Annotated in this window: 25 protein-coding genes; 1 reads left to right on the plus strand and 24 read right to left on the minus strand. The window is 46.7% G+C overall.

Features of this window, described 5'->3' with window-relative positions; all coding sequences use genetic code 11:
- Positions 1 to 41: 41 nt before the first annotated feature.
- A complete protein-coding gene (locus DWY79_RS16120; protein WP_008772261.1) occupies positions 42 to 320 on the minus strand; it encodes a hypothetical protein in 279 nt (92 codons plus the stop codon).
- A gap of 2 nt (positions 321 to 322) precedes the next feature.
- Positions 323 to 901, minus strand: a complete 579-nt coding sequence (locus DWY79_RS23085; RefSeq protein ID WP_230319781.1) for a hypothetical protein — start codon at positions 899 to 901, stop codon at positions 323 to 325.
- Positions 902 to 1,072: 171 nt separating this feature from the next.
- Here DWY79_RS23085 and DWY79_RS16130 point away from each other — a divergent pair, with 171 nt between their 5' ends.
- Positions 1,073 to 1,972, plus strand: coding sequence for a YafY family protein (locus DWY79_RS16130; protein WP_122369736.1), 900 nt, complete (start codon positions 1,073 to 1,075; stop codon positions 1,970 to 1,972).
- A gap of 100 nt (positions 1,973 to 2,072) precedes the next feature.
- On the opposite strand, the gene DWY79_RS16135 is transcribed toward DWY79_RS16130, so the two are convergent.
- From DWY79_RS16135 to nspC, 22 genes are all read right to left on the minus strand, one after another.
- Positions 2,073 to 3,593, minus strand: a complete 1,521-nt coding sequence (locus DWY79_RS16135; RefSeq protein ID WP_011966257.1) for an MBOAT family protein — start codon at positions 3,591 to 3,593, stop codon at positions 2,073 to 2,075.
- 9 nt (positions 3,594 to 3,602) lie between these two features.
- The gene (locus tag DWY79_RS16140) at positions 3,603 to 4,934 is read right to left on the minus strand and encodes a GDSL-type esterase/lipase family protein (protein ID WP_122369738.1); all 1,332 of its coding nucleotides are present in this window, start codon (positions 4,932 to 4,934) and stop codon (positions 3,603 to 3,605) included.
- On the minus strand, positions 4,906 to 6,354 hold the full coding sequence (locus tag DWY79_RS16145) for a hypothetical protein (protein ID WP_122369740.1): 1,449 nt from the start codon (positions 6,352 to 6,354) through the stop codon (positions 4,906 to 4,908). The genes DWY79_RS16140 and DWY79_RS16145 overlap by 29 nt, the downstream gene beginning before the upstream one ends.
- A 98-nt stretch (positions 6,355 to 6,452) precedes the next feature.
- Positions 6,453 to 7,058 carry a rhomboid family intramembrane serine protease gene (locus tag DWY79_RS16150; protein WP_122369742.1) on the minus strand — a complete coding sequence of 202 codons (606 nt, stop codon included), beginning with the start codon at positions 7,056 to 7,058 and terminating at the stop codon, positions 6,453 to 6,455.
- A 135-nt stretch (positions 7,059 to 7,193) separates the two neighbouring features.
- A complete protein-coding gene (locus tag DWY79_RS16155) occupies positions 7,194 to 8,312 on the minus strand; it encodes a universal stress protein (RefSeq protein WP_005857223.1) in 1,119 nt (372 codons plus the stop codon).
- A gap of 115 nt (positions 8,313 to 8,427) precedes the next feature.
- Positions 8,428 to 8,700: a hypothetical protein gene (locus tag DWY79_RS16160; RefSeq protein ID WP_005857225.1), complete on the minus strand. Its 273-nt coding sequence runs from the start codon at positions 8,698 to 8,700 to the stop codon at positions 8,428 to 8,430.
- A gap of 139 nt (positions 8,701 to 8,839) precedes the next feature.
- The gene (locus DWY79_RS16165; RefSeq protein ID WP_122297246.1) at positions 8,840 to 9,532 is read right to left on the minus strand and encodes a phosphatase PAP2 family protein; all 693 of its coding nucleotides are present in this window, start codon (positions 9,530 to 9,532) and stop codon (positions 8,840 to 8,842) included.
- A 3-nt stretch (positions 9,533 to 9,535) separates the two neighbouring features.
- Positions 9,536 to 10,303 carry a tetratricopeptide repeat protein gene (locus DWY79_RS16170; RefSeq protein WP_008779812.1) on the minus strand — a complete coding sequence of 256 codons (768 nt, stop codon included), beginning with the start codon at positions 10,301 to 10,303 and terminating at the stop codon, positions 9,536 to 9,538.
- A 4-nt stretch (positions 10,304 to 10,307) separates the two neighbouring features.
- A complete protein-coding gene (locus DWY79_RS16175) occupies positions 10,308 to 12,119 on the minus strand; it encodes a BatD family protein (protein ID WP_122369744.1) in 1,812 nt (603 codons plus the stop codon).
- Positions 12,120 to 12,151: 32 nt separating this feature from the next.
- A complete protein-coding gene (locus DWY79_RS16180) occupies positions 12,152 to 12,892 on the minus strand; it encodes a tetratricopeptide repeat protein (RefSeq protein ID WP_005862642.1) in 741 nt (246 codons plus the stop codon).
- Between the two features lie 12 nt (positions 12,893 to 12,904).
- The gene (locus DWY79_RS16185; RefSeq protein ID WP_005857235.1) at positions 12,905 to 13,924 is read right to left on the minus strand and encodes a VWA domain-containing protein; all 1,020 of its coding nucleotides are present in this window, start codon (positions 13,922 to 13,924) and stop codon (positions 12,905 to 12,907) included.
- Between the two features lie 13 nt (positions 13,925 to 13,937).
- Positions 13,938 to 14,924, minus strand: coding sequence for a VWA domain-containing protein (locus DWY79_RS16190; protein WP_122369746.1), 987 nt, complete (start codon positions 14,922 to 14,924; stop codon positions 13,938 to 13,940).
- Positions 14,925 to 14,927: 3 nt separating this feature from the next.
- Positions 14,928 to 15,902 carry a hypothetical protein gene (locus DWY79_RS16195; protein WP_008772273.1) on the minus strand — a complete coding sequence of 325 codons (975 nt, stop codon included), beginning with the start codon at positions 15,900 to 15,902 and terminating at the stop codon, positions 14,928 to 14,930.
- 9 nt (positions 15,903 to 15,911) lie between these two features.
- Positions 15,912 to 16,781 carry a DUF58 domain-containing protein gene (locus DWY79_RS16200; protein ID WP_005857241.1) on the minus strand — a complete coding sequence of 290 codons (870 nt, stop codon included), beginning with the start codon at positions 16,779 to 16,781 and terminating at the stop codon, positions 15,912 to 15,914.
- A gap of 123 nt (positions 16,782 to 16,904) precedes the next feature.
- Positions 16,905 to 17,900, minus strand: coding sequence for a MoxR family ATPase (locus DWY79_RS16205; protein WP_005857243.1), 996 nt, complete (start codon positions 17,898 to 17,900; stop codon positions 16,905 to 16,907).
- A 168-nt stretch (positions 17,901 to 18,068) separates the two neighbouring features.
- Positions 18,069 to 19,160 (minus strand): HU family DNA-binding protein, encoded by a 1,092-nt coding sequence (locus tag DWY79_RS16210; RefSeq protein WP_122369748.1) that lies wholly within the window; start codon positions 19,158 to 19,160, stop codon positions 18,069 to 18,071.
- Positions 19,153 to 19,443 (minus strand): HU family DNA-binding protein, encoded by a 291-nt coding sequence (locus DWY79_RS16215; RefSeq protein ID WP_008778384.1) that lies wholly within the window; start codon positions 19,441 to 19,443, stop codon positions 19,153 to 19,155. Before DWY79_RS16215 ends, DWY79_RS16210 begins: the two co-directional genes overlap by 8 nt.
- A gap of 77 nt (positions 19,444 to 19,520) precedes the next feature.
- On the minus strand, positions 19,521 to 20,819 hold the full coding sequence (gene rimO, locus DWY79_RS16220; RefSeq protein WP_048927244.1) for a 30S ribosomal protein S12 methylthiotransferase RimO: 1,299 nt from the start codon (positions 20,817 to 20,819) through the stop codon (positions 19,521 to 19,523).
- On the minus strand, positions 20,816 to 21,769 hold the full coding sequence (gene ftsY, locus DWY79_RS16225; protein ID WP_005857252.1) for a signal recognition particle-docking protein FtsY: 954 nt from the start codon (positions 21,767 to 21,769) through the stop codon (positions 20,816 to 20,818). The genes rimO and ftsY overlap by 4 nt, the downstream gene beginning before the upstream one ends.
- Before the next feature lie 23 nt (positions 21,770 to 21,792).
- Positions 21,793 to 22,134, minus strand: a complete 342-nt coding sequence (locus tag DWY79_RS16230) for a type II toxin-antitoxin system RelE/ParE family toxin (RefSeq protein WP_005862653.1) — start codon at positions 22,132 to 22,134, stop codon at positions 21,793 to 21,795.
- The gene (locus DWY79_RS16235; RefSeq protein WP_005857256.1) at positions 22,124 to 22,363 is read right to left on the minus strand and encodes a hypothetical protein; all 240 of its coding nucleotides are present in this window, start codon (positions 22,361 to 22,363) and stop codon (positions 22,124 to 22,126) included. The genes DWY79_RS16230 and DWY79_RS16235 overlap by 11 nt, the downstream gene beginning before the upstream one ends.
- A gap of 20 nt (positions 22,364 to 22,383) precedes the next feature.
- Entirely contained in the window at positions 22,384 to 23,523 is a 1,140-nt protein-coding gene (gene nspC, locus DWY79_RS16240) for a carboxynorspermidine decarboxylase (RefSeq protein ID WP_048927242.1), read from the minus strand.
- Positions 23,524 to 23,817 lie beyond the last annotated feature (294 nt).

Genomic DNA, 23,817 nt, shown 5'->3' on the forward strand with positions numbered 1-23,817 from the left:
TAATTTAGTGCGTACTTAATTAATTCCGCCAACGGGGTTGTTTATAGAAGTTTCAATATTCCTATGAGATATTCAAGGCAAATACTTATTTTTTGGAATGGTGGAGTGGAACTATTAAAGCTTGAGATTATTCTTAAATAATTTAACAATATAGAAGGGTTATAGCTTTTGGTAGTTAGCTCAAGAATATCTCTTGAATATTTAATCCAGGCATCACATATCAAATCCGACAATTGCGGGTTACCCATTTTATTCAAACCATCATTAATAGTTTCTTTAATGTATTTATAAGCTAATTCTTTATTATAATATGTATTCATGTTTAATTCTCTTTAGTTGTTTCTTCTAATTCCTTCTTTAAATCCTCTACAGTTTTAGGTGCATTCTTCATTGCTTCTTCTGCTATTTCATTAGACTTTTGTGCAACTCTGTTAGCATGTTTATTAAAATGCACTCCAAATCCTTCAAAGTTATCGAACAAAGGCAATAGTAATAATACTAACCATATTATAAAGATAAGATTCTTCCCATTGAATTCTTCAAAAAATGTAAATGAAACAAGCTCCGAGAAATTTATAAACACATATATACTTGAAGCCACAACAAGTATAAGATACCATATCTTACTAATCCAATTTAATTCAGCATCAAGCCGTTCTGAATCTGTAATAAAAGAATGAATTTTTGACCACATCTTCATTGTCTTTTTACTTAATATCCGTTTGTCATTTTCATATACATAGTCTCCTGTCAGACCATCAACTTGTTCTACCACGAGATTCCATCCTCGCAGGTTGAAATAGCCTATACAGAAATCCACACGTTTCTCTCCCACATTGGTAATGATACCTTGTAGCCCTTCTGCGAATTGAGTTTCTATGTTATCGTATATTCTTGCCATGTTTTCAAACTTTACATACATGCTCTTTCAAAAAAGGTAACAAGTCTTCACAAATCCTTTTTACTAAATACAAAGCTAACAAATAAAGAGGAATATCACGCCACGAGTGCTTGAGAAAACGAAAAATCATCCCTACTTTCGCATCTATATTAATAAATACCATATCGGCTTATGAATAAAAACGAGCGTTGCCTCTGGATCGTTGGGACTTTCATCGATTACGGGGATATGTCATTGAGGGAGCTTAACGCACGCTTCCTGGATTATACGTTGAATTATGAGGGGGAGGAGATCCAGCCGCGGACATTCGACCGCGACCGGAGATACATCGCTTCTACCTTTCAGATTGATATAGACTTTGATCCTCGCCTCAAGAAATATCATTTGGTGAATCCGGAGGAGATACAAGACAACCCGATCTTCAAATACCTGTTGGGAAGTATCCACGTGAACAATCTTTCCACGCTGGCGTTAAGGCATAAAGACAAGATCATGTTGCAAGAGATACCGACCGGTGTCGAGCTGCTACAAGTCATGCTGAACGCTATCGACTTAGGGCGAACGGTTTGCTTCGATTATACTTCCTACTACGCAAAAGGAAAGATATTCACCTACGAGGTAATCCCTTGCTTCGTCCGGATGTTCGAATCGCGCTGGTACTTGATTTGCGAATATTTGGATCATAGCCAGACACGGGTATTGGCCTTGGAACGGATGCGGCGATTGAGCATCGGGGAGAAACAGGCGACCTCTTCTCCTCATATAACCCCGCAGCAATTCTACCAGGATTGCTTCGGCATCATCCGGGATGATAAGCTACCGGAGGAGGTGGTACTGAAAGTCTATCACAACCAAGTGGATTACATCCGATCCGTCCCGCTCCATCCCTCGCAAGAGGAGGTGGAGGCTACCGACTATTACACGATCTTCCGGTACTACCTGCGGCCGTCGTACGACCTCGTACAACATTTGCTATGGCATCGGGAGAACCTTGAGGTATTGCGCCTCCGGGAAGAAATGCGAAAGTTTCTTCAAAAGATGCTGGAACGTTACCTTTCCGCGTCAGTATAGGCATCGCCTCACGCCAGTATAGGCGTAGCCTTACGGCACTATCGGTGTAGGGCTATACCGATACCGGCGTGAGGCTATGCCGACATATGTGTTTGTCCCCTTAGAATTGGAAATAAATAAACGGCTGCACTCCCGCACTCTTAAACTGAACAACAATGAAAATCGCTATCGCTAATATAGCGGCCTGTATCAATAATGGGGAACGGGTCACGACTCCTCTCAAGGCATCCTCAGAGCGTTTAGGCATAAAATGCAGCACATAACCGATCACCATCAACGCAAACACCCCTTTATATCCTAAGACGAATTGCATGAACACCTCCGGATGAAAATTCGTGAAGATCTGGCGAAGCATCTCTCCCACGGCCTTCATCGAGGTAGCCCGGAACAAGATCCATCCGAAACAAACCACATGGAAAGTAATCAGGACACCTAATACCCGTCGCCAAGGCTTCATCTCACATCCTAAGGCCTTAAAGCTACTGAAATGCCCCATGATGAACTTATGCGCAGCCAAAGCTATACCATGTAAGGCTCCCCATAAGATGAAACTAATGGAAGCCCCATGCCATAACCCGCCTAGCAGCATCGTTATCATCAGATTCATATAGGTACGAATCTTCCCCTTCCGGTTCCCCCCTAAGGATATATACAGATAATCTTTTAACCAAGAGGAAAGGGAGATATGCCAACGACGCCAAAACTCGGTAATCGTAGCCGATTGATAGGGAGAGTCGAAGTTTATATTAAAGCGGAATCCCAACAACAGAGCGATACCGATCGCCATATCCGAATACCCCGAGAAGTCACAATAAATCTGTAGCGCATACCCATAGACACCCAATAAATTCTCCACACCCGTATAAAGCAACGGAGCGTCAAAAATACGATCCACGAAATTCATACTGATATAATCCGAGATAACCGTTTTCTTGAAAAGACCACATAAGATAAGGAACAATCCCTCACCAAACTCAGATCGCGTCACCGTAGGATTCTTATACATTTGAGGGATAAAATCCCGGGCACGAACGATTGGCCCGGCAACCAGTTGAGGAAAGAACGATACATAGAAAACATAATCGATCCAACGGCCGAGAGGTTGGATTCGTCCCCGATAAACATCTATCACATAGCTTATACTCTGGAAGGTAAAGAAAGAGATTCCTACCGGAAGGAAGATGTTCATCTTAAGCCATTCTCCCCCGGCGGCCATAGTAAACAGTTCGCCTAGGAAATTGAAATACTTGAAATACCCCAGCATACCTAGGTTTATGCAGAGACTAAGCGTAACGAATAATTTACGTTTTAATACCGATGTCGTATGCGAGATACATTGCGCTATCAAGAAATCGGAAGTAGCCGTAAATACCAGCAGCCCGAACCAAAGTCCACTACTTTTATAATAGAAATAAAGGGAAAACAGTGTCACGTAAATAATGCGAGCCAACGTATGTTTCCTTAGCGACATATAAATCATCAGGAAACCGATAAACAAGAAGAAGAACAACCCGCTACTAAACAAGATCGGGGCATTATGATGATATGTCAGGATATCTCCCAGTTTCTCCCACGTGAATTGATGATTACTAAGCCAATCTCTAAGTATATTATATTCCATATAAGATTCTTATCGGTTATTATATGATTCCATGAACGCCCTAAACAAAAGCGTTCCTTGTTCTTGATACCCTTCTTTCGTAAAGTGAATCCGATCCCGTCCCATCAAACGAGAACTATGCCATTTGCGGCACGAGTTTTTCCCTCCTGTCGTAGTGAATAAATCCCAGCAAGCGACCTCTTCTTTCTTCGCTACATTCCGGATAGCACGGGCAGCCCGCTCGGTATTATCATTACGCACATACGTTCGCTGTTTTCCCGACCGGACTCTCCTATAACATTCCGGAGGAGTCGTCAGTAAGATTGCCGTATTAGGCAACTCCTTCTTGACTAACGCCAAGAAAGCCTCTATCTGACCGGAAAACTCATCGGTATTAAAACGTCTGCCAAACGTCTCGTTGGTTCCCATAGAGATGATTAATAAGGACGGTTTTAATAAAGCCAACTGACGTATATAAGCCTCGTCCGTATAATTCACATACATCGCCCCATTCACTCCGATGGAATGGTATAAGATACCCCTGCCTCCATTCTTCAGTGTCAGGCCATAATATAAATTCGTAAAGGATGAGGCCGGTCGCAATGTATTCGTGCCCTCTTTCCGTCTCGTACTCTGCAATTGTAGAGTATCGGTCAAGCAGGAGATCCGGAAAGTGTCGGCTAATACACCGGGAACACATACGGTATCCGCACGAAATGTTTGGACCGAGTCTTTCAAAGCCCCGGCAGGAAGCATGGGCATCGACTTCTCCCCTCTATATAAGATCGCCTCATTAAACTCGTATCCGGCACCATTATTCGGAGTTATCACGACATCAAAATTAATCGAGGGGGAAACAGACTTAATCCCGATCCCACCGATCCCTATCGGGGTTTTCCGGACATGCTGAATACAACGTCCGGCAATCCAATCCTTAGCGACGGATTTGATAAAGTAATCATCCGGCTCGTTGGTCTTGCTCAACTTAAAAGGAGCGATCCAGCCTCGTCCGGCATTCCCGAACGCCTGTTGGAAAAGGCGCATGACACGACCGCTTAAATGTCCGGCTTGGATATGCGAATCCCCCAACTGGACGATCGTGATAGCCGTATCTTTCCCTGCACGCAACGAATCCAGTTCATTGAAGAAATCATTCCACGCCTTACTAGAATCCGGTAAGATCAACGTATCTTTTCCCACTTTCATAGAATAAGATAAAGGAGGCAACGCTACAGTATCCCGAACCGCCAAACTATCAAGAGATACATCTCCGTTTGTCCCGGCTTTAGGTCTCGGAACAGAGAAACCCATGATCACTCCTAAAACAACCAGACTAATTAACCACTTTCTCCGCTTCATCATAAAAATCTTTTTCTGATAATAACGCTTTCAGCAAGGCCCCGGCAATCTCCCGTCCACCCCTGAAGCTTAAATGCGTATAATCCTTACTAGCCCAGTTTAATTCTACGAAACGGACCATACTGTTCTCTCCTCCCATGGCACCGAATACATTCCAGAAAGGAACCCCTGCCTTTTTAGCGGCTTGCCTTTGCGCGTGCAGCAAGGCTAACACGGCCGGCATCGTCTCGAATTCCCCATCGTCTTGACGGCTTCTGTCCGACACCCCCAACATCAATATATCAGCTTCCGGAAAACAAAGTTGTATATGGTTAATGACCTTTACCATCCGGCTACTATACCATCCATAATTCATCACGTTGTCGCTCACGACATTCAACCCATACTGCAAGACAATCAAGTCATACGGACGGATCTTATTCAATGCTTGGCAACGGGAGACATCCAATCGCTCCAATATCATACCCGAGTTTCCCCGAAGAGAGAAATTATCGACCACGACACCTAAATGATCCTCCATAGCGACCCCTAATGCCCGGAACTCAGGAGTATTCTTAAAAGTGAAATCCGCTTCGGTGAACATCCCTTCCAACTCGTATTGGGTTACGATCGATGTGGCGGGAAGCATCTCTTGTAGGGTATCGGCGGAAGCGTTGCAAACCAAGCGCATCTCCGTATTCTTATTCTGCTCATAAATCAGTTTCAAAGAAGAGAACGTCTGAAGCTCCGGATAACGCTTAGTCGTCTTCACATGGATGGAGGCGTTTTCCTCGTTTGCCTCGAACATCATCCCAGATAAAGTATATCCATGCTCATGATCTGTCAGCATAGACCAAGTAGTCCATCCGGAGGCACGTTGCTCCACGGTTGGACGGAACTGTGCCGCTACGGATGTGACCGGTACAAAACCAACACCCCGCCCCCCAAATTCCTTCTGCATCCCGGAACGGAAATCGGCCACCATAATATCTCCTTCGATAAAAGAATCTCCTAAAAAGGCCACACGTACCGGACGATTCAATTCCCGCCTGTTTTTTAAGGCGGCGAAGAATCGTTGCAAACCGATATGTCCAAGAGAATAGTCCTCGATATGAGCCCCCAGCGAATCCGCTCCTTGGACAGCATAGACCGCTTTGTATAACGAATCACGAAGGGCCAAAGCCGCAGAATCTATTCCGGCGGAACGCATGATAGAATCCCTTAATGCTACCGAATCTACTTGAAGGGTGTCCGCTTGTTCCAATTGTTGTTTCAAAGAATCCAAGGAGAGCTTTTCCTCTTTCACCTTGAAATCCGATAAAAGATCTACCTTTTTGATCTTATACCCGAACAATGTATCCGGAAGGCTATATAAACCAAAGCTCATCAACAACGTCAGCGACAGTAACGCTAACACTCTACCCAAATTATTATCTTTGTTCATCTAACTTTTGCTTATAAGGGGACAAAGATAGACAAGTTTACCTACCCGGAAATAATCTTCGGACAAAAAATAACCTTAAATTATCCGTTCAGGGTGGATCATCCCTTAAACGTAAGTTGAGACAAAAAGAGATGCAATAACGAAGGCTCCAGCAGCATTGGGAAAATCAATCCATAAATAGCCCCGTAGAAATGGGCATTATGATTTATGTTATCTCCTGTTTGTTTCGCCATATACTGGCAATAGGCCAGATATAGCAAGCCGAATACGATTCCGGGGACAGGCAGCACGGCGAAAAACAAGATCTTTCCCCAAGGATCAAGGAATATAGAGGTAAATAGAACCGCCGATACCGCTCCAGACGCACCGATAGAGACATAATACGGATCATTACGTCGTTTTATCAAATCATAAAGCGAAGCCACGGTCATTCCCCCGAAATAAAGAGCCAGATAAGCCCCACTGCCGAATCCCATATATCGGAACGTTCGTTCAATATAGAGACCAAATGACCAGAACGTGAACATATTCACTAGCAAATGTGTCATATCCGCATGGATAAATCCATGTGTCACGATACGATAATATTCATGATTCCGGATCGTACGATATGGGATAAACGCTAATTTCATAAATAACTCCCTATTACTAAAACAGATAAAAGAGAGAATCACTGTTATTCCAATAATTAAATAAGTAATCATATATTCTATTATTTTTCTGATGAGCCACAAAGCAAAGCATAAATTCCGGTTTATACAAATATCAGGATATATAATAAAAAAGTGGATATAGGCTTTTCACATATCCACTTTTTTATTTGTTACTTGAATAAGAAGCTACTTCTTGCTATCAATTACCAATAACGGAGTATCGGTGTGGAATAACATTTTTCTCGCGATCGAAGGATTGAACATTCGGGCTAGGATATTACGGCGATATGTGCTTAGGGCTATAACATCAATTTGTTTATCACGAACAAATTTCTCGATGGCTAACAGCAAGTCACCATCGGCTAGAACCGTATGGGAAATATGGGCATGTGGATATTGTTTCTTGAAATATTCACGAACGCCCGTCAAACGAATCTCATTCCATTCATCATTACTGGTAGAGATATTGAATAGATGGATATTAAGATCAAAGCCTTTGATGATTTCCATAAACTCGTCAAACGCAACCAAATCTCTCTGGTTAAACGATGTCGCGAAAGCGATATTCTTAGCGTCTCTCAAATCCGTGAAAGGAACATTCTCCGGTATCGCCAATACAGGAACCCGGTTCACCTCGATTACCTCTCCGGTCACACTACCGATCAGATCCATATCTTTTTGGCTCTTACCTCTCGTTCCCATCACGATCAATGTCGGATGATACTCCTTGCTATAAGCGATGATCTCCTCTTCCGGCAAGCCTTCACGTAATACATAATCGTATTTTACCTTGGGTAATTCGCCAGAGGACATCTTCCGGTTGATATGCGTACAAATATTCTCCATATCGATACGGACACGTTGTAAGATATGCTGTACGGATTCCTCCTCGTTTACTTGGTAAGCCAATGTATCTCCCATCGGGATAGCGGATGGAAAATAGGGGCTGAAATAGGCGTGCATGATCATCACCTCCGCACCTACCGCATGCGCGTAATTAATTCCCAACTCACAAGCCTTGGCGGAATAATCCGAGAAATCAATCGGGATCAGAACTTTCTTGACCGCATTAACCTTCGCTTCTTCCTCTTTCGGCTCCTCAAACCATTTATTATCTTCAATAATGCGTAAAGCATGCGGTAAATCACTCTCCTTAATACGCACACGCACTCCTGCCGAAACGACGGGCTGAATCTGGTTTACATTATGTATATAGACCTCTATGCCTTCTGTTTCGAGGATTGTCTTGAGAATCTGGGCTTTCTCGAACGTGTGGATAGCCAATGTCACTAATTTATCTTCCATACTCAATACATTTTTATAGATGAAACAATCGGGATTTATGAATTGTTGAATATAAAAAAATCCCAAAGCGTTCTTTCATTTAGCTATGGGATTTTTTTATACGAATGAATTTCTCTTACGCTTTTTGTGCTTCGGCATCCTGACTCTCGGCCAATATCTGCAAAGCACGCTCGAAAATAGTCGTGTCATCTAAAACAACCAACCCTCCGTCCGGACCGGGCTCGATATGGAAACCACAACTCCGTCCATCTTGAAAATTATGTCCACCGAAATAGTTACGAACTGTCTCTACCTTTAATCCCAGCTCATCGGCGATGCGTTGTGTACTTCCGTCAGGTAACGAATCTTTAATTCTTCTCAGTTCGTTAAATGTAATCGTCTTTGTCATGGCTTTCTTATTTTGAAGGTTAATACTTTTGTTTAATATTATGGCACTAACTTAGTCATTTAATAGCATTGAAACAAATTATTATTGAGAAAATGAATCGAAAACAAATATGCTTTACGACATACTCAACCAAACTCTCTTATCTAAAGCATGATACCAATTGCTCATTAAATAGAGCTATTAAAAGGATGGTCAACCAAATCGCATAGGTGATCCAGCGTTTCCGGGTATCCGAGTAAATGGCCTCCGGACGTACCCAAGAATCTACCGGAATCAATTTAGGCCTTATATAGAGGTATAACAGATATACAACATACCCGAATAACAGACCGGATAAAGCTCCCGGAATAATATCCGTGATAAAATGCACTCCTAAATAAATACGAGTATAGGAAGTCAAAATCGCCCAAAAGAAAATAGTCCATCCAAATAACTTATTCCTGAAGATCAGCGCCATCAAGGTAGCGAAACCGAAAGCGTTCGCCGCATGGCTGGAGATAAATCCATACATACCTCCACGATAACCGAACACCACCTTTACCTGATCCATAAAATCAGGGTGATGAGTCGGACGGAAACGGGTGAAGATGGGCTTACAAACATGCGAAGCGAACTGGTCGCATAGCGTGATCGTCAAGACTATGGCCAATAAGATCAACAACCACTCCTTCCAGTTCTTCTTATAGCACAATACCACCAATATAAAAAAAGCTAACGGTAGCCAAACCGCCTTGCCTGAATAGATCCACATAAAGCGATCTAAAAAAGCGGAGTCGCTACCGTTAAGCATAAAGAACGCATCACGTTCCCAAACCAATAATTGTTCTAGCATGTATCAGATTTTTTCTATGTCTTTACTAGGCATCCATCCTACGTTCCCGTCCTCAAGCTCGATCTCGCTCCATTCGCCAAGCGTACTCTTCACGGTCACGTTCGTTCCCTCGTGTAATACGAAAAGATCCGTACCGCTAGCGTCGGGCGAGCTTTTCACCGTAACGGTCGGGGCGAATACGATGGCATGTTTACGGTTTATCATCTCATCCTTCTGGTCGCTGGCGAATATATTGGCAAAAACAACCATGATAATAAATAGGACACCCAAATAGAAACCGATCTTCTTCAAGCGTACCCAACGGGAGAAAAAGAACAAGATCAAGCAACCGATAAACAACAGGAAGCACACGATACCTGTCTTCGCCCAAGAGTCTGCGGATCCGAGATTCTCCACGCTCTTAAACCATTTGACCAAGAAGAAATCACCAACCGGCTCAATCTTATCGATCGTCTTCTGACGGGCCATCTGTAAATTGAAGCGAGCATCGCTATCACCCGGATCCAGCAGAAGACAACGTTCGTAGTTCAATATAGCCGGAGCGATCTTACCCGCCTTATAATAGGCATTTCCCAAATTATAATAAACGGCGGCAGACTCGCCATTGCTCTTCAAGATTCCCTCATATAGCTCGATCGCCTTCGCGTAATCTTCTTTCGTGTAAGCGACCTCGGCCTCCTTCAAGGCGGTATCTTGCGCATAAGCAGATCCTATCAGACATAGAGTCAATAAGAAAAACAATACCTTTCTTAAATTTATAGTCATCTTCATCTTCTTACTTTTTAATTGTATTCTCCATTTTACCAATAGCGTCTACCGTCAGCTCATACAGCTTATCCATAGCGTCTGACGCTTGGGACGGAGCGTAACGAGCGAACTCACAAGTATTCAAGATATCCATGAACTCATTCGTCAAGGATTCGTCTACACCGTATTTAGCCAATTCTGTCTCTACGTTATCCTTGGTCAGATCGGATTGCGGGATACTCAGCTTATCGCTCAAATAGCCCCACAACGTACGCAGTACCTCGTCGTAGAATTCTTCCTTCTTGTTCTCTTTCATCAGCTTGCCGGCGTTCTTCAGACGTCTAACCGCCATCTTGTTCGCCTTCTTGGTACGAACCAAGGCGATGTCGGCGTTTTCCTTCACCTGCTTACGATAAATAAAGAAGAATACGATAAACAAGATAGCCGGTACGATATAGCAAAGATAATACATAAAGGAACCGAAGAATATACCATCACCTCCCTCGATAAAGGAGAAGCCTTTCGTCTTTAGGTAACGGATATCCTTGCCTAAGTATTTCACGCTCTCTTTATTACTGAAGTTCGATACGACCGGGGAAGAACCGCTACCGCCCTTGCCTTGCTCCACATGCAACTTATAAGGCTCGGACTTGATGGTCTTATAGGAACCGGACTTGATATCGAAATAGGAGAAAGCGATCGCCGGGATCTCGAAATCACCTGCGTAACGGGGTATCGCCATATATTCGATCGTCTTGCTTCCACTGACACCGGCAGTCGTGGTCTTGATGTCCATCTCTACTTTTGGGTCGTAGACATCGAAATCGTTCGGGAAAACCACTTCCGGGTTCTTCACCAACTTCACGTTTCCGTTACCCGTGATTTTCACCTTTATGGTTACAGCCTCGTCTGTCTTGACGTTGTTCGAGCTGATATCAGCCGTCATGGAGAACGTACCTACGGCACCGGAGAAAGAAGCGGGCTTACCGGAGGGCAAAGGCTTCACGTCGATAGTAACCGGAGAGGTGGTCAACACCTTGCTCACATCCCGATACGAGTCGAAGAAGCTATCGAAGATACTACCGCCACCCGCTTGTTGCATACGGACCTTCACCACGGCGTCGAACTTGCCACTACTGATCGTAATCTTTCCAGAGCGTTGCGGATACAGGATCACTTGACGCATCACGGCCGACTGGTAGTTACGTCCGTTGTAGTTTTCCAAGGTCAGTTGTTTCTCTTGCGGAAGCTCGATCTCTTGCACAAGAAAACCCTCAAACTCAGGATACTTCAAGCCAGTAATTGCGAAGTTCTCTAAGGAATAGACCTTGAAAGTCACCAAGAAACCTTCTTGCTCGAACACGCTTCGTTTGGATACGTCCATCTTCACGAACAGCCGATCGTTAGAGATCGCCCCGCTCGCCGTCGTTGTCTCCGCCTCTTGCTTACCCGCCTTATCAGCCGGAAGCACCTTGATGGCCAAGCCATTCGATGTATAATTAGAGCCGTTCACCTTGATCGTTGCCGGAGCTATATTAAACGTACCTTCCTTCTTCGGCATCAAGACATACGTATACGTAACGGTTGTCTCGCTGGTACTCTTCCCGTTCACCCAGCTACTGCTATAGGAGGTGGATTGGGAGGGACCCATTAATACGTCAAAGTCTGGCATCTCCTGCACTCTCAAATCCTTGCCTTCGGCATTGACGGTGAAAGTCAAGCGAAACTGCTCTCCCATTACCACCGCTTGGGGCGCCGAGGCCTTGAAGGTCACATCCGCGGCCTTTGTCGCCACCCCTACCGTTAACATCAGGATGAATAAGAAAATTAATTTCCTCATTGTGTATCTCATTTTTTCGTTAATTATCCAGTTTACCACTCCTTCTCGGTCTTCCGGCGTTGTTGCTGCTGCATCTGCGCCTTCTTCACCTTCTCTTGGGTGTCTTTCTCGTCTTGCAGGAAGGCGTCCAACATCTGCTGGGCATTGTCCTTGCTCATTTGCTCGTTGGATTGCTGTTGCTCTTGGGTCTTATCCTGCTTCTGGTCGTCTTGCGGCTGTTGTTGTTGCTGTTGCTGCTGATCGTCCTTCTGATCCTTGTTCTCCTGCTTGTCGTCGTTCTGTTGATCTTGGCTCTGATCCTGATTCTGCTGATCCGACAGCAGTTTCTGGGCCAAGGCCAAGTTATAACGGGTCTCGTCATCTTTCGGGTTCAAGCGAAGCGATTGCTTATACACCTCCACGGCCTTGCCGTAATCCTTGTTCTGCATGAAGATATTCCCCATATTATGATACACCTCCGACAAGCGTGCCTTCCCTTCCGGCGTAGCCACCATCTTCTCCCCTTGCCCGGCGATCAATTGATATTGCTCGGCGGCCTCGGGGAACTTGCCTTGCTTGTATAGGGAGTTTCCCAGATTATAGGTTCCTTCCGTAGAGCGGGGATTCACCTCCAAGCTCTTGCGATAAGCGATCTCGGACTCGGTGTATTTCTCGCTCTCATAAAGCTTATTCCCCTCACGCACGTTCTTCCGTTCCGCTTTCTGGGCAGAGACCGCCCCAGCGCTGAGCGCCAAGACCGATACCCATATCATAGATTTATATATACGTCTCATCACTTCGTCGAATTAAGAGAATAATTTTACTTTCCTAAATATACGGTTCTTACGATCCAAGGTCATGAAATCGGCGATCAAGAGGAACAAAGCTATCCAAGCGAAAATCTGGAACTGCTCGTCATACTCGGAATAAACCTTGCTATCCAGCTCCGTCTTATTCATTTTCTCGATTTCCTTCTGAAGGGCTTTCAAGGCAGAGTTCGTATTGTCCGCACGCACATACATACCGTTTCCGGCGGCGGCGATCTCTTGACCCATCTGCTCGTTCAGCTTCGTGATCACCACGTTTCCATCCTTATCCTTCATATAATTATTGCTTCCTTGGATGGGGATCGGAGAACCTTTCGGATCACCCATTCCCACGATGTTCACGTGGATGCCCTTCTCGGCGGCGGCTTTGGCGGCACCGATAGCGTCGTCCTCATGGTTCTCGCCGTCGGTGATCAAGATAATCGCCTTATCGGTCGTCTCGTCCGGGGTAAAGGAACGGGCGGCCAAGTTGATGGCGGCACCGATCGCCGTACCTTGCGTAGAGACCATCGACGGGTTGATAGAGGACAAGAACATCTTGGCGGAGATATAATCCGAGGTGATCGGCAACTGCGTGAAAGCGTCGCCGGCGAACACGATCAAACCTACCTTATCATTCGTAAAGCCGTCCGTCAATCGGGATAGCATCTGTTTGGCTTTATCCAAACGGTTGGGCGACACGTCCTCGGCCAACATGGAGTTGGATACGTCCAGACACACCATGATCTCTACTCCCTGACGCTTCACCGTCTCCAGTTTCGAGCCGAATTGAGGCCCCGCTATAATAAAGATAACCATGGTAATGGCTCCGAACAACAGCCAAAACTTCAGATGCTGGCGCTTGGTCGATACCTCGGGCATCAACTCGGCCAACAACGTAGGGTTACCGTATTTCTTTATCGCTTTCTTCTTCACGATCATGGCGTACACGTAGAACGCCACCAACGCCGGAAGGAGAAAAAGCAAATATAAAAAGTCCGGATGCGCAAATCGAAACATAAGCCTTTTATCTTTATGGTATATTTCTCAACAATGTATTTCTCAATAAGATCTCCACCAGCAACAAGGCGAACACCAGCAAGGCCCAGTTCTTATACTCCTCCTGCTTCTTGCTGTACTCCTGTACGCTGATCTTGGTCTTCTCCATCTGGTCGATCTCGGAATAGATCTCCTTCAGGCTGGCGTTGTCCGTAGCACGGAAATATTGCCCGCCCGTGGTAGAGGCGATCTGCTTCAACGTAGCCTCGTCGATCTCTACCGGTATATTCTGGTACTGCACGCCGAAAGCGGTCTGGAACGGATACGGCGCCATGCCTTTCGTTCCGACTCCGATCGTATAGACACGCACGCCGAACGTCTTGGCGATCTCGGCGGCGGTAACCGGAGCGATCTCGCCGGCGTTGTTCGAACCATCGGTCAGAAGGATGATCACCTTCGACTTAGCGTGGCTGTCCTTGATACGGCTCACGGCATTCGCCAAGCCCAACCCGATAGCCGTTCCGTCTTGGATCATACCGCTTTGGATATCCTTGAAGAGATTCAGCAAGACCGTATGATCGGTTGTCAACGGGCATTGCGTAAAGCTCTCGGCAGAAAAGACCACGAGACCGATGTTATCGTTCGGACGGCCGTTGATGAACGACGCGGCCACATCCTTCGCCGCCTCCAAGCGGTTCGGTTTCAAGTCTTGCGCCAGCATACTACCCGAGATATCCATCGCCAACATGATATCGATACCTTCCGTGGAAGAATTGGACCAACTATTCGTGGATTGCGGACGGGCCAAGATCACGATCAGCAGCGCTACCGCTACCATACGCAACACGAAAGGCAGGTGACGCAAGTACACGATCCATGATGCCGCTCCCGGCGCCTCGAACGCCTCCGACGAGGAGACCTGCAAGCTGGCCTGACTCTTGCTCAGCTTGTAGACGTACCATCCGATCATCGGGATGAGCAACAACAATAAATATAAATAATTAGGATTCGCAAATACCATCTCTTAATCCTTTAAATTAGTTGTATCGTTCGTAGATTCCGGCTCTTGCATCTCCTCCACCTTCGTCTGGTTCACGAACAAATACGCGTTCATCATACTCAAATCATTCTCATCCGGCAGCGGGTTCATCTTGGCGAATTTCACGAAGTCGGCCAATTGCAGAATCTGCCTCAAGTTATCGTACACGCTCTGCGCCTCGGAGTTCTTGCGGATCAGGTCCAAGATCTCACCGGAAGTCATCTCCATGGCACTGATGCCGAAACGATCCTCGATATACTTACGCAGCGTATCCGTGATCAAGGTGTAATACTCCTTGCTTCGTCCTTGCTGCCAGAGTTTCTGTTGCTTGATCTCGTCCAGTTCCTTGATGGCCTGCTCGTGAGGCGGAAGCTTCGGCTCCTCTTTCTTGAATGGTATCAACGACTTCTTCGCACGGATCCGTTTCACGATATAGGCGATCACGCAAATCAAGAACAGGGCCAGCAAGATCCCGTAAATGATCGGATAATAATCGGCCCATACGAAAGGTGGCTTCCATACGGTCTTGATGTCGTTGAACTCCTCCGGCTTGTCCGCGTTCACGGGAATCGTGGAGACCTTCAAGGCGACTTGGTTGGAATATACGGTATCCACCCCGTCTATCACCTTCAACGGAGGTAATAGATAGAGTGACGAATCAAACGAGGTAATCAATACATCCTGCTTGATAACGAGCCGGTCGTTCTCGATCTCCGTAGAGTCCGCCTTGGAGAGATTCAGTACCTCCACACCCGTCATCAAGGTATCGTTCGGGATCACGATCTGCACAGGGCGATCCTTATCCGCCGTTACCGTAAGGTGCAAGGTAGTCTGCTCTCCGATCAATATGGCGGCCGAGTCGATAGCGACATCGATCAACGGTCTCTGCGCATATGCCCTTCCCCCCGCGAGGGAAGCGGCGGCGACCAGAAACAGGATACTTTTCTTTATCAATTTCATCTGCTTGCTTTAATTACGTTTGTCAAAAAGAGCAATCAATGCTTTCACATAATCATCCTCGGTACGGACAGAGACGGAGTCTACACGGCATTTCTTGAACGTATCGCTCATCTTCGCCTGCCGTTTCTCCCACCATTCCTTATAGGCCGCACGCACACGGGCGGAGGAACTGTCTATCCATTGCTCCTTCCCGGTCTCGGCGTCCTTGATCTTCATAAGGCCTACGGCGGGAAGCTCGGTCTCACGACGGTCGTACACCTGAATGGCTACCATGTCATGCTTGCGGTTGGCCACCGTCAAGGCGTCCTTGAAACCCTCCTTGTCGATAAAATCGGAGATAAGGAAAGCCGTGCAACGCTTCTTGATGGCGTTGGTCAAGTATTTCAACACTTGGCTGATATCCGTTCTTGTCTCCTCGGGATGGAAATCGATCAGCTCCCGGATAATATAGAGGATATGTTTCTTTCCTTTCTGGGGCGGGATAAACTTCTCGATCTTGTCTGAGAAGAACACCACGCCGATCTTATCGTTGTTCTGTATCGCCGAGAAAGCCAAGGTAGCGGCGATCTCGGTGATCACCTCCTTCTTCATGACGTTGACGGAGCCAAAGTCACGGCTACCGGACACGTCGATCAGCAGCATCACCGTCAGCTCACGCTCCTCCTCGAACACCTTGACGTAGGGGCGGACGTAGCGGGCGGTCACGTTCCAGTCGATATCCCGGATATCATCGCCGTATTGATATTCCCTTACCTCGCTGAACGCCATACCACGGCCCTTGAAAGCCGAATGGTACTGGCCGGCGAAGATGTTACGGGAAAGACCACGGGTCTTTATCTCGATACGGCGGACCTTTTTTAATAATTCACTTGTCTCCACTTGGTAATTGAAAATTGAAAATGAAAAATTGAAAATTTATTGTTGGTAATTGAAGGTTGAGAATTGAAAATTGGCTTGTCTCTTTCGATTAATTTTCAATTTTCAATTCTTAATTTTCAATTCTCAAGGAACTTCTACTTTATTTAGTATCTCGCTGATTACCTCCTCTGAAGTCAAGTTGTTCGCCTCGGCCTCATAACTCAAGCCGATACGATGGCGCATCACGTCGTGGCATACCGCACGGATATCCTCCGGGATCACATAGCCCCTACGCTTGATGAAAGCGTACGCACGGGCGGCCAACGCCAAGTTGATAGACGCACGAGGGGAAGCGCCGAAAGAGATCATGCTCGCCAAGTTCGGCAAACCAGCCTCAGCCGGGAAACGGGTAGCGAAGACGATATCCACGATGTAACGCTCGATCTTCTCGTCCAAATAAACCTCACGAACCACGTTACGGGCGTCGAGGATCTCCTCTTTCGTCAAGATCGGCTTGATCTCCGGACGTTCTCCGGATATATTCTGGCGTATGATTAATTTCTCTTCCTCCTTCTTCGGGTAATTGATGATCACCTTCAACATGAAACGGTCTACCTGCGCCTCAGGCAACGGGTACGTACCCTCCTGCTCGATCGGGTTCTGGGTAGCCATTACCAAGAAAGGCTTCGGCAACTTGTAGGTATGCTCGCTGATCGTGACCTGACGCTCCTGCATGGCCTCCAACAAGGCACTCTGTACTTTCGCCGGGGCACGGTTGATCTCGTCCGCTAACACAAAATTAGCGAAGATCGGGCCTTGCTTTACCTGGAACTCTTCGCTTTTCTGACTGTAAATCATCGTACCGATCACATCGGCCGGGAGTAAGTCCGGGGTGAACTGGATTCGGCTGTATTTAGCGTCGATCAACGACGACAATGTTTTAATGGCAAGTGTCTTAGCCAAACCCGGCACACCTTCCAACAGGATATGTCCGTCCGAAAGCAAACCGATCAACAAGGATTCAACCAAATGCTTTTGTCCGACGATTACTTTGTCCATACCCATCGTAATCATGTTCACAAACGAGCTTTTACTTTCAATTCGCTCATTCAACTCACGAATGTCTACTGTCTGACTCATAAGATTTATTCTATTATATTGTTATTATATTGTCCCAATTTTACGTTGATTTTTTAGGATGCACAAAATTAGAAATGTTAAATTCGTATCCTTCACTTTTGCAGTTAAATAATACTAACCAACACTTCCTTGTTTTGTTTTATTTTACTTAAAAAAGGGGGATTTCTCTTACTTCCCGGCAAGTATCTCTGTTTGTAGGGCGGCGGCTTTCTCCCGCGACTCACGGCTCTTGGCATCGATGCCATACGATTCCGGAGCGGGTATCTCGATCACGGTACCGATCGGGACGTTGTTCGGGTCTTTTATAACAGCCTTATTATGTTGGTAAATATATACCCAGAATAATTTATTGCCATAATATTCCAAGGCGATCACGGTGAGGCGGTCGCCATGCTTGATCTTCACCTGCCCCAATGGTTTGGGCGCCGGTTCCACATAAGGCTCCGGTTCCGTATGCGGGGTCTTCTCCGCTACCGAGTCCGGATGAAGCATCCAAGCTGATTCTTGAACCGTGTCCTTGACCGTATCCTTGGCTTCCGTTACCACCTCCTCTTGGGCAGGTGCCGGTTTCCAATTATTCCTTCCCAGATAGAAGAATACAGAGATTACGATTATCAAAAAGGCGACGATCATTAATACCCCCTTCTCCTCCGGTTTCTTAGGGGCTCGCTCTTCCGGTCTCTCTGGTATGGGAGATGGCTCCGCGACCGGTTCCGGTTCCAATTCAAGTTCCGGTTCAGATACCGATGGCCGTTCCGGATCAAACGCTTGCTCTGGCTCAAGCAATGGTTCAGGTTCAGGTTCTAGTATCGGTTCGGGCTTCTCTTTGGGCTGGGTATTTGCCAAAGGGATTTCCTTATCCGGCATCACCTCCTCCACGGACTCGTCTTCCGTTTCCTTCTCCTCCACGGACTCATCCATGTCCGAGAAATCCACGTTCTCGTTGATCTCTGTCGTCTCAAAGATAGAGAAAGGCTTGTTTACCTGTTCCCGCAGGTCTTTATCCGGCAGGAAAGAGAATTTATAATGTTCGGGGATCAAGAAACGTTCGCCGGTATTCACGTGGATACTCTCCCGCTTCTCCACGGAGATAATCTTGAAAGTACCCAAGCCCTTTACTTTTACGATCTTATCCGTATAGACCCCTTCGGATACCACCGAGATAAAATCTCTCAAGAAACGCTCTACCTCTCCTCTGTCCTTGCCGGTACGCTCCGATAATAAACCGGCTAAATCTTGTATATTCAGCCGGTTATTCATGATCACCCAATTCCTTTAAACGATTCTTCACGGTCGTTCCGGGCTTGAACACGGGAACTAATTTAGGGGGAACCAGATATCGCTTCCCGTTCGCCGGATTCACGGAAATACGTTCCGCTTTCTTTTTCACCTCGAACTGGCCGAAGCCTTGCAGATAGATCGTATCGTTATCCACTAATTTCGAACTTACGACGGAACTGAGCGCAGAAAGCATGTCGGATACCTCCTTCGAGGTCCAATCCATGCGATTCGCCAATTCCGTTATAAGTTCCTTGTTTTTCATATCTAATTCCATAACAGTTCGTGCTGCTATATTAGTTATTTTTTCGTTAACCGACAAATATATTGACAGTTTTTACATCAATTCAACACTTTACCATACAGATCAAACGCTTGTGCGTCAATCACCTTTACTTGGTAAAAGCTACCCGGACTCAAGGGAGTATCCTTGGAAATCAATATTTCCGGATCTACCTCGGGCGAGTCGTATTGCGTACGTCCCACGTAGAAATCCTCCTCCTCCCGGTCTACGATCACTCGGAAGGTCTGCCCTACTTTCGAGGCGTTCACGTCGGCGGAGATGCCTTCTTGCACACGCATCAAGTAATCCAGTCGGTCTTGCTTCACCTCCTGCGGGATCTCGTCTTTATAATGCTGATAGGCATAGGTACCCTCCTCATGGCTATAGGCGAAAGCGCCCATACGCTCGAAGCGGATATCTTTCACGAAGCGGATCAACTCCTCGAAATCCTGTTCCGTCTCGCCGGGATGACCCACCATCAAGGTGGTGCGTAGATGGATGCCCGGCACTTCCCGGCGCATACGCTCCAGCAGCTCATACGTCTCGGCCTTCGTGATATTGCGGCGCATCATCCTCAACATCGGGTCGCTGATATGCTGGAGGGCGATGTCCATATACTTGCAAACGTTATCACGCTCACGCATCACCGGCAACAGGTCATAGGGGAAATGAGACGGATACCCGTAATGCAAACGAATCCACTCCACGCCCGGGATGTCGGATACCCGCTCCACCAGTTCTGGCAAGGCCATTCGCTTATAGCGATCGAGGCCATAAAACGTAAGATCTTGGGCGATCATCTGGAATTCTTTTACGCCTTGCGCGACCAAGCCACGAACCTCGTCTACGATCTCGTCCATCGGACGGGATTGATAAGCCCCGGTTATGATCGGGATCGAACAGTAGGAGCAGGTACGGTTGCATCCCTCCCCGATCTTCACGTAAGCGTAGTGTCTCGGGGTGGTGAGCACACGATCCGTAGCCAGCTCTTGATGGTACGACTTGCCCAGATCGGAGATCAACTCCTTCCAATTGAATTTCCCGTAGAAACGATCTACCTCGGGAAGTTCCTTCTCCAGATCTTTCAAGAAACGCTCCGACAAGCACCCCATCACGAAGAGCTTCCCGATCCGTCCTTTCTGCTTTTGCTCGCCCAGCTCGAGGATCATATTGATCGATTCCTCTTGGGCGTCGCCGATGAAACCGCAGGTATTCACCACCACGATCTCGCCATTGATCTTATGGGGATCATGCTCTACCGTATAGCCATTGGCAACGAATTGGCGCATAAGTTGCTCCGAGTCCACTAGGTTTTTCGAACACCCCAGCGTAATAATATCTACTTTATTTTTTCTCATTCTCCAAATAACGAATTGACAAACTCACGTTTGCGGAATACTTGCAAATCCTCCATCCCCTCGCCGAGTCCGATATATTTCACGGGGATACGGAAATGGTCGGAGATACCGATCACGACACCCCCCTTGGCGGTACCGTCCAACTTGGTCACGGCCAAGGCGTTCACCTCGGTGGCGGCGGTAAATTGTTTCGCTTGCTCGAAAGCGTTCTGCCCGGTAGAGCCGTCCAATACCAACAATATCTCGTGGGGGGCGTCCGGAATCACCTTTTTCATCACGTTCTTGATCTTGGTAAGCTCGTTCATCAAGTTGATCTTGTTATGCAGACGTCCGGCAGTATCGATAATCACCACGTCGGCATCGTTCGCCTTGGCGGAGCTCAGCGTATCGAAAGCCACGGAAGCGGGGTCCGAGCCCATGTTCTGCTTCACGATAGGTACGCCTACCCGCTCGCTCCAGATCACTAGTTGCTCCACGGCGGCGGCACGGAACGTATCGGCGGCGCCCAGATAGACCTTCTTGCCGGCTTTCTTGAACTGGTAAGCCAGCTTACCGATCGTGGTCGTCTTACCCACCCCGTTCACGCCTACAACCATGATCACGTAGGGTTTCTTGCCCTCCGGAAGTGCGAATCCCTCGGCATCCTCCGTATTGTTCTCTGTCAGCAAGCTAGCGATCTCGTCACGCAGCAGGGTGGTCAATTCTTGGGTGGTGACATACTTGTCACGGGCCACACGCTTCTCGATACGGTCGATGATTTTCAACGTGGTATCTACACCGACATCCGAGGTAATCAGTACTTCCTCCAAATTATCCAACACATCGTCGTCCACCTTACTCTTACCGGCGATCGCCTTGGTAATCTTGGAAAAAACACTCTCCTTCGTCTTCGACAGACCTTTATCCAAGGTTTCCTTCTTGTCCTTACTGAAAAAGCTAAAAATACCCATATTTATTTTGTTTCTGTTTTTATTTACTTCAAATCACACTTATCAAGTAGTTTCCGGATCTCCTTAACGGACATAGACTCAATCTCGCTCTTATCATACATCGTCACAAGAAAAATTGTTCCTTCATCAACGCTGACAAGTACCGTAAAAGTTATCACCCGAGCTCCCCCTCTCTTGCCCTGTGATTTCGAGTGGATGGACATCCGGACCTTACGGAGGCCACCTCCCAAATCCGTTCCCGACAAAGGGTTCTCCAGCAGTTCGTCCCTCAACCTTAGGATATCTTCTTTCAACGACTTATATCGTTTCGCCAAATATTTCACCTCCTTAGCGAAGGGCGGTAATGCCTCAATCTTATAACTCATTCAATAGATCCTCCAATGGGCGAGAGGTTATTTTTCCCGCCTTCAAGTCTTTTACGCTCTGGAAAGCCTCTTCCAGCACCTCCCGCTCGCTTCGCTTGGCAGGCGAGAAGGTCTTCTCTTTTAAGTTCCGCAAGAGCGATAAAGCCTTACGCATAAGCTCCTCATTATCCAAGATACTCATGGCTTCTTCCATGTATGTATATTTCAACTCATTCGCTGTCATGGTCATATTCCTCCCTTTGCTTGTTTTTAATCCATCCTGTTCTTATAATCCTCATAGCCGAACGTACGGTACACCACCAGCTGGTCGTCCTTGTTCCAAAGGGCCAAGGAAGGGTGCGGTATGCCGTTGAACATATTCGTCTTCACGATCGTGTAGTGGATCATATCCTCGAAAATCAGCTTGTCGCCGATCGCCAAAGGCTTATCGAACGACCAATCCCCCATATAATCACCGCTCAAACAGCTATTTCCCCCGATCCGGTAGGTAGGTTTCCCTTCCACGGCATCCGTAGCGAAACGGATAGCCGGTTTGTAGGGCATCTCCAAGCAATCCGGCATATGGCAGGTGAACGAGGCGTCGATAATCGCCGTCTTGATACCGTGGTTCTCCACGATATCCACCACGGTTGTCAGCAAGAACCCGGTCTGCCAAGCGAAGGCGCTACCCGGCTCCATGATCAACTCCAAGTTCGGATATCTCTCCTTAAAGCCTTTCAGTAAAGCGATTAAATGCTCCACGTCGTAATCCTTACGGGTCATCAAATGACCACCTCCCATATTCAGCCACTTGACGTGAGGCAGGAAACGGCCAAAACGCCTCTCCACCTCGGCCAGCGTCCGCTCCAGATCATAGGAAGTGGACTCGCACAAGGTATGGAAGTGCAGCCCCTCGATACCCTCCGGCAACGTGTCTCCCAGCAAGTCGCCGGTCACCCCCATCCGGGAACCCGGGGCACAAGGATTATACAAGTCCGTCTCCACGTCCGAGTATTCCGGATTGATCCGCAACCCACAAGACACCCGGTTACCATCCGCCCGCACCATCGGATAAAAACGATGGAACTGAGAAAGCGAGTTGAACGTAACGTGACTACTGTATCTCAAGATCAACGGGAAATCAGCCTCCGTATAAGCCGGGGAATAGGTATGCGCCGGACTTCCCATTTCCTCGAAGGCCAACTGGGCCTCAAATTTAGAACTTGCTGTCGAAAAAGGAATGTACTCACGTACGATCGGGAACGCTTTCCATAAAGCGAAAGCCTTAAAAGCCAATATGATATTCACTCCCGCACGTTCTTTTACGCTCTTGATCAAGGACAGGTTGTTTCTCAGTAATTTCTCCTCCATCACATAGCAAGGCGAGGGTATCTTGTTGATGTCTATCATGCTGTATCTCAATATTTCATATTAACATGCAAATATAAGAAAAACATTCTGATTTTACAACTATTATCGGGGTAATTCATTGAATATGTCGCAGAAAAAAGACAGTTGTGTTAACTTGCGAATACTACTGTGTTCGTAGACAAATACTATAGTACTTGGGCACAAGCACTATAGTATTTCTGGGTTCTTTTCATTCTCTTTTTAATCGAAAAAAAAGAAAGGAGGCATCTTGCCTCTATTCTTTATATTTTTATTATAATATCTATTTATATCTTATATGATGCGAAAGTGAGT

The sequence above is a fragment of the Parabacteroides sp. AF27-14 genome, from assembly GCF_003635425.1.
GTDB lineage: Bacteria > Bacteroidota > Bacteroidia > Bacteroidales > Tannerellaceae > Parabacteroides > Parabacteroides distasonis.

What these genes read in the sequence shown, in the direction of transcription:
- DWY79_RS16210 (WP_122369748.1), bottom strand. Translation starts at nt 19,160, where the DNA reads ATGAATAACCGGCTGAATATACAAGATTTAGCCGGTTTATTATCGGAG.
- DWY79_RS16180 (WP_005862642.1), bottom strand. Translation starts at nt 12,892, where the DNA reads ATGAGACGTATATATAAATCTATGATATGGGTATCGGTCTTGGCGCTC.
- rimO (WP_048927244.1), bottom strand. Translation starts at nt 20,819, where the DNA reads ATGAGAAAAAATAAAGTAGATATTATTACGCTGGGGTGTTCGAAAAAC.
- DWY79_RS16135 (WP_011966257.1), bottom strand. Translation starts at nt 3,593, where the DNA reads ATGGAATATAATATACTTAGAGATTGGCTTAGTAATCATCAATTCACG.
- DWY79_RS16120 (WP_008772261.1), bottom strand. Translation starts at nt 320, where the DNA reads ATGAATACATATTATAATAAAGAATTAGCTTATAAATACATTAAAGAA.
- DWY79_RS16155 (WP_005857223.1), bottom strand. Translation starts at nt 8,312, where the DNA reads ATGGAAGATAAATTAGTGACATTGGCTATCCACACGTTCGAGAAAGCC.
- DWY79_RS16175 (WP_122369744.1), bottom strand. Translation starts at nt 12,119, where the DNA reads ATGAGGAAATTAATTTTCTTATTCATCCTGATGTTAACGGTAGGGGTG.
- DWY79_RS16215 (WP_008778384.1), bottom strand. Translation starts at nt 19,443, where the DNA reads ATGAAAAACAAGGAACTTATAACGGAATTGGCGAATCGCATGGATTGG.
- DWY79_RS16230 (WP_005862653.1), bottom strand. Translation starts at nt 22,134, where the DNA reads ATGAGTTATAAGATTGAGGCATTACCGCCCTTCGCTAAGGAGGTGAAA.
- DWY79_RS16140 (WP_122369738.1), bottom strand. Translation starts at nt 4,934, where the DNA reads ATGATGAAGCGGAGAAAGTGGTTAATTAGTCTGGTTGTTTTAGGAGTG.
- nspC (WP_048927242.1), bottom strand. Translation starts at nt 23,523, where the DNA reads ATGATAGACATCAACAAGATACCCTCGCCTTGCTATGTGATGGAGGAG.
- DWY79_RS16145 (WP_122369740.1), bottom strand. Translation starts at nt 6,354, where the DNA reads ATGAACAAAGATAATAATTTGGGTAGAGTGTTAGCGTTACTGTCGCTG.
- ftsY (WP_005857252.1), bottom strand. Translation starts at nt 21,769, where the DNA reads ATGGGTATTTTTAGCTTTTTCAGTAAGGACAAGAAGGAAACCTTGGAT.
- DWY79_RS16185 (WP_005857235.1), bottom strand. Translation starts at nt 13,924, where the DNA reads ATGTTTCGATTTGCGCATCCGGACTTTTTATATTTGCTTTTTCTCCTT.
- DWY79_RS16235 (WP_005857256.1), bottom strand. Translation starts at nt 22,363, where the DNA reads ATGACCATGACAGCGAATGAGTTGAAATATACATACATGGAAGAAGCC.
- DWY79_RS16165 (WP_122297246.1), bottom strand. Translation starts at nt 9,532, where the DNA reads ATGCTAGAACAATTATTGGTTTGGGAACGTGATGCGTTCTTTATGCTT.
- DWY79_RS16150 (WP_122369742.1), bottom strand. Translation starts at nt 7,058, where the DNA reads ATGATTACTTATTTAATTATTGGAATAACAGTGATTCTCTCTTTTATC.
- DWY79_RS16170 (WP_008779812.1), bottom strand. Translation starts at nt 10,303, where the DNA reads ATGAAGATGACTATAAATTTAAGAAAGGTATTGTTTTTCTTATTGACT.
- DWY79_RS16160 (WP_005857225.1), bottom strand. Translation starts at nt 8,700, where the DNA reads ATGACAAAGACGATTACATTTAACGAACTGAGAAGAATTAAAGATTCG.
- DWY79_RS16190 (WP_122369746.1), bottom strand. Translation starts at nt 14,924, where the DNA reads ATGGTATTTGCGAATCCTAATTATTTATATTTATTGTTGTTGCTCATC.
- DWY79_RS16130 (WP_122369736.1), top strand. Translation starts at nt 1,073, where the DNA reads ATGAATAAAAACGAGCGTTGCCTCTGGATCGTTGGGACTTTCATCGAT.
- DWY79_RS16205 (WP_005857243.1), bottom strand. Translation starts at nt 17,900, where the DNA reads ATGAGTCAGACAGTAGACATTCGTGAGTTGAATGAGCGAATTGAAAGT.
- DWY79_RS16195 (WP_008772273.1), bottom strand. Translation starts at nt 15,902, where the DNA reads ATGAAATTGATAAAGAAAAGTATCCTGTTTCTGGTCGCCGCCGCTTCC.
- DWY79_RS23085 (WP_230319781.1), bottom strand. Translation starts at nt 901, where the DNA reads ATGGCAAGAATATACGATAACATAGAAACTCAATTCGCAGAAGGGCTA.